Source organism: Zooshikella ganghwensis DSM 15267, assembly GCF_000428585.1.
Lineage (GTDB): Bacteria > Pseudomonadota > Gammaproteobacteria > Pseudomonadales > Zooshikellaceae > Zooshikella > Zooshikella ganghwensis.
The window spans coordinates 1-3554 of sequence record NZ_AUAF01000265.1; the positions used below are offsets into that span (position 1 = coordinate 1).

The following is a 3554-nucleotide window of genomic DNA, read 5'->3' on the forward strand; positions in this document are numbered from 1 at the left end:
CTTCCACTGATAAGCTTTTTGATAGTTCTTAGCGGTGTAGATGCCGTATAAGTAGACGTTGCTTAGTGTTTGATAAAGACTAATTTCATCAGCAGGATTATCTATTTTTTTTAAAACTTTTAGTGTTTGTTTAATGTTTTCTGCTCGTAGGGTTTTACTAAGCTCTTGGCGTTTATCGCTACTTGCACGTTGTAATACTAGGTTAACGTAGGTTGTATCTTTGTAGTGATAACGGATTATTTCAGCATTACACGACGAGCTAATTAGCAGGGCAGTGAGGAGTATTTTTTTCATGACTTCAAGTGACTTCTGAGGGTGCCGGTTTTTCCCAAAAGTCCTGTATAGGTAATACTGGACTTTCCGCTCATTGGTGAGCACTTAATGCTGAGCTGACTTAGCCTAGCTCACTGCTCATCAGAGATTCAGTAATTTTAGGGGTAGTGGACTTTCCGCTCACTTTTAATTGGTGAGGCCCTTATACGTTACCTTTTTCTTTCGCTAGCTTAAGCCAAATCGATTTGAGTTCCTTTTGCTTAGCCTTTGCAGCTTCTGCCGTTGCGATGATTTGCATCGGATCGATTTGTAATGCTTGAGCCATGCGTAAACATTTCTCTTTGCCTAAAGCCCCTCCGTAATAACGCAAGTTAGAGATTTGCTGCCGGCTAACATCAAGTTCTTTTGCCAGCGCATAGTCACTTTCGATCTTTAGTTTTTCTTTGAATGCGTCGAGATAGTCTTCAAACCGTTTCATACCGCTATATTGCGCCGTTTCAGCCCTGAACAATTTGTGAATTTTTTCATCTTACCGACCCGTCATAAAACCAGTTAACGTAAATTTTTAAATGTACCGTATACCTGTTTGTTGACGTATTTCACATTTTATACATAAAATGTCGTCAATTTTTAGGGAGACGTAGTTACAAACTGTCGTGTAATTAGGAACGGACAATGATTGACTGGATTACGGCAGAAGTACCTTGCTTGCATACTCCGTTACCTTCTGATGTGTTAATTAAAGCGAATGCTTCAGGGGAGATTGATTGGCAAACCCGTTGCCATATCAGTATTCGGGGATCATATGAGAGCCAGATTTTAGTTAAATCCGTCGGTGGTGATGGCTCAGGCCAAGCAACCCATTTATTAATTGACGGCAATCCAAGTAAATTTCTGCAAGGCCACAATGCCTTTGGCTCTAACGATGTATTAGGGCTGGTTTGGGAAACAATAAAAATTATTAAGGAGCACTTCAATGAACATCATCTACAGTTCGACGAATTAGCTATTCGCTCAGGTCGTTACGAGATTCGTCGTATCGATATCACCGAGTCTTTCTCATTAGGTTCACTTGCTAATGTTCGCGCGTGGTTGCGGGCGGCTGAGTTTCAGTCGAAGACGCGTCACGGCCGACCAAGTGGCAAGGGCAACACCTTATATTGGGGTAAAAGTTCGAGGCGCTGGGCATTAAAAGCCTATGCCAAGTTTGATGAGTTAACCGCTAACCGTAAGCATCATTTGCCGGAAGAAGAGCGTTTTAATCGAGTAAAAAAATGGGCCGAAGATAAATTGCGCGTTGAATTAGTCATGCGCGGTAAAGAGTTGACGAGTAGAGAGATTAAGCAAGCGGCCAGCTTAACTGCAGAGTGTATTGAGAATTTATATACAGATTACTTAGGGCGGTTAGAGATGCGTAATAACGTCACCTTAACAAGTGAAGAGATTATGAAGCTACCGCGTGCCGTTCAGAGCAGCTACATGTTATGGCAGCAGGGCGCGCACTTAAGAGAGATTCTACCAGCCTCAACGTTTCGCAGGCATAACAAGCTACTTAAAGCGTTCGGGATTGATCTGGATTTACCGGTTAAGAAGCCAGATACCAGTAACGTCGTGCCTTTAATCCGCGTGTTAGAGGCTAAGCCCGCAGGTGTACCAGACTGGGCTTATAAAGAGAAATTGGTTTTTCAAGGTTAAGGAGACGTCACATGTTGTATTTAAAGGGAAAAATCCGCGGTATTACTGAACAGCAAAAATCCGGTAATAGCGGGCCTTATATGCAATACACGTTACATGTTGAAGGTTCTGAATTCGACATGTTCAGGATTAATTTTGCCAAAGCGCAAAACGATTTAGGTATTCCAATGAAGGTGCAGCAGCTCATCGATAAGGTGTGCTTAATCCCCGTCTGGGTTAAAGCCTTCAACAACAATACCTACTACCACTACAGCGGAACTGATTTACCGACTGAAGTGGATGCGAAGCAAAAAGCCGCGTAGCTGTGACCGTTTCACACGTCGCGGTTTGTACCTCGTTTCGCGAATCACCTGACGGTCAGGTGTGTGAGCAAGTGTCGTATGTTCAAGCGAATTTATTGGCACCTGGACACGTGCCGAGCCTATTGGGTGAGTTTTCTCAAGAGGCATTCAACATAGGATTTTTAGGGACTTTGATGATGTTTGCGGTCGGTTTGACCATTGGCATTGTCTTAGCGCAAATCCGTCGAATGCGATCACGTTAATAAGGGATAAAAAATGAAGTTTATACGTAACGCATTGACTGCAATGACAGGGGCTTTTGTATCGTTTTCTGTGTGGGCTGATGGTGCAGCAACCAGCACAGGTATTGATACATCGGGCGTAGTGTCGGCGATTGATGGGGCTAAAACATCAGGTTTAACCGTAGGTCAGGCGGTGATTATTGCAGCGGCGGCGTTCGTCGTTATCAATATCGTTTTGAGCCTGATTAAAAAGCTTTAATCGATGGTTTGGTCTTTGTTTTTAGGAGTAGCAGCCGCTTATGCGTTTATTCTGGCAATTAGGATTGGTCAAACGTTATAGCCGTTGGTTACTGCTGATGGGCTGCTTTTTAGCAGCCTTTTCTGTTTCTGCATTGGAATGTCCAGCAGGAACTCAGTTCATGTATACAAGTAATATTGGTAGAGATGTTGATCATCGTTTTTTTTCTATTTCGCCAGAAGTTACGGCTAAGGCGGTACTAACTGAGTATTATTATCCGCCAGGCAATCAGTCAGTGAGAAATATTAAGCTGTTATATTTGTCGGGACGTGATTACTTTTATAGTGCAGATTTTTGTCGAGGACAGGACCATTCAGGGATTTGTGTTGCTGGCTGGAAGCGTGATCAATCATCTATCAATTTGAGTGAGCATTGCGTTTCATGCGCCTCGGATTCTGTCTCGTTTGATCAGCGTTGCTATTTTCGTTGTGACGACGGGTATTTTGCTTCTACTACAACAGAGTGTGATAGAACTTTACCTAAGTGCCCTGTGTCAGGCATTGACCGGATGTCTTACCCTCCACGTTGCAACCCTGTCCAAACGGTTGATCCTGAAAAAGGTAAAGCCTGTTTTTCTTCTGATGACGCCTGTATTTCACAAGACACTTGTGGCGCATGTAAAGGCATGGAAGACGGCGACGCTAAAAACCAGTGTTACATTCAAAACTGTGGCTCTAAGTGTTCGAAGTTAGAAGGTGATTTGCGTGAGTCATGCATTTTACAAACGAAGAACGAGAGCTGTGCTAACAGTGGCTTGGTGCTTAA

7 protein-coding genes are annotated in these 3554 nt (G+C 43.3%); 5 read left to right on the plus strand and 2 right to left on the minus strand.

Going from position 1 to position 3554, the window contains the following annotated elements:
* Together F607_RS31890 and F607_RS0125550 are read right to left on the minus strand one after the other, a co-directional pair.
* A partial coding sequence (locus F607_RS31890; RefSeq protein WP_157365606.1) for a hypothetical protein occupies positions 1 to 294 on the minus strand: 294 nt, incomplete at its 3' end.
* A 181-nt stretch (positions 295 to 475) separates the two neighbouring features.
* Positions 476 to 751 carry a hypothetical protein gene (locus F607_RS0125550; RefSeq protein WP_027710286.1) on the minus strand — a complete coding sequence of 92 codons (276 nt, stop codon included), beginning with the start codon at positions 749 to 751 and terminating at the stop codon, positions 476 to 478.
* A 197-nt stretch (positions 752 to 948) separates the two neighbouring features.
* On the opposite strand from F607_RS0125550, the gene F607_RS0125555 reads away from it, so the two are divergent.
* The 5 genes from F607_RS0125555 to F607_RS31895 all read left to right on the plus strand — a co-directional run.
* On the plus strand, positions 949 to 1968 hold the full coding sequence (locus F607_RS0125555) for a phage/plasmid replication protein, II/X family (protein WP_027710287.1): 1020 nt from the start codon (positions 949 to 951) through the stop codon (positions 1966 to 1968).
* Between the two features lie 11 nt (positions 1969 to 1979).
* Complete coding sequence (locus F607_RS0125560; RefSeq protein WP_027710288.1) at positions 1980 to 2270, plus strand: hypothetical protein; 291 nt, start codon at positions 1980 to 1982, stop codon at positions 2268 to 2270.
* A 2-nt stretch (positions 2271 to 2272) separates the two neighbouring features.
* Positions 2273 to 2512 (plus strand): hypothetical protein, encoded by a 240-nt coding sequence (locus tag F607_RS34435; RefSeq protein WP_157365607.1) that lies wholly within the window; start codon positions 2273 to 2275, stop codon positions 2510 to 2512.
* Positions 2513 to 2525: 13 nt separating this feature from the next.
* Positions 2526 to 2750, plus strand: a complete 225-nt coding sequence (locus F607_RS0125565) for a major capsid protein (protein ID WP_027710289.1) — start codon at positions 2526 to 2528, stop codon at positions 2748 to 2750.
* A 40-nt stretch (positions 2751 to 2790) separates the two neighbouring features.
* The coding region (locus tag F607_RS31895) for a hypothetical protein (RefSeq protein WP_038292314.1) at positions 2791 to 3554 on the plus strand (764 nt) is incomplete at its 3' end.

Excerpts from the sequence above, each read along its gene's own strand:
- F607_RS0125555 (WP_027710287.1), top strand. The coding sequence starts at position 949 with ATGATTGACTGGATTACGGCAGAAGTACCTTGCTTGCATACTCCGTTA.
- F607_RS0125550 (WP_027710286.1), bottom strand. The coding sequence starts at position 751 with ATGAAACGGTTTGAAGACTATCTCGACGCATTCAAAGAAAAACTAAAG.
- F607_RS0125560 (WP_027710288.1), top strand. The coding sequence starts at position 1,980 with ATGTTGTATTTAAAGGGAAAAATCCGCGGTATTACTGAACAGCAAAAA.
- F607_RS0125565 (WP_027710289.1), top strand. The coding sequence starts at position 2,526 with ATGAAGTTTATACGTAACGCATTGACTGCAATGACAGGGGCTTTTGTA.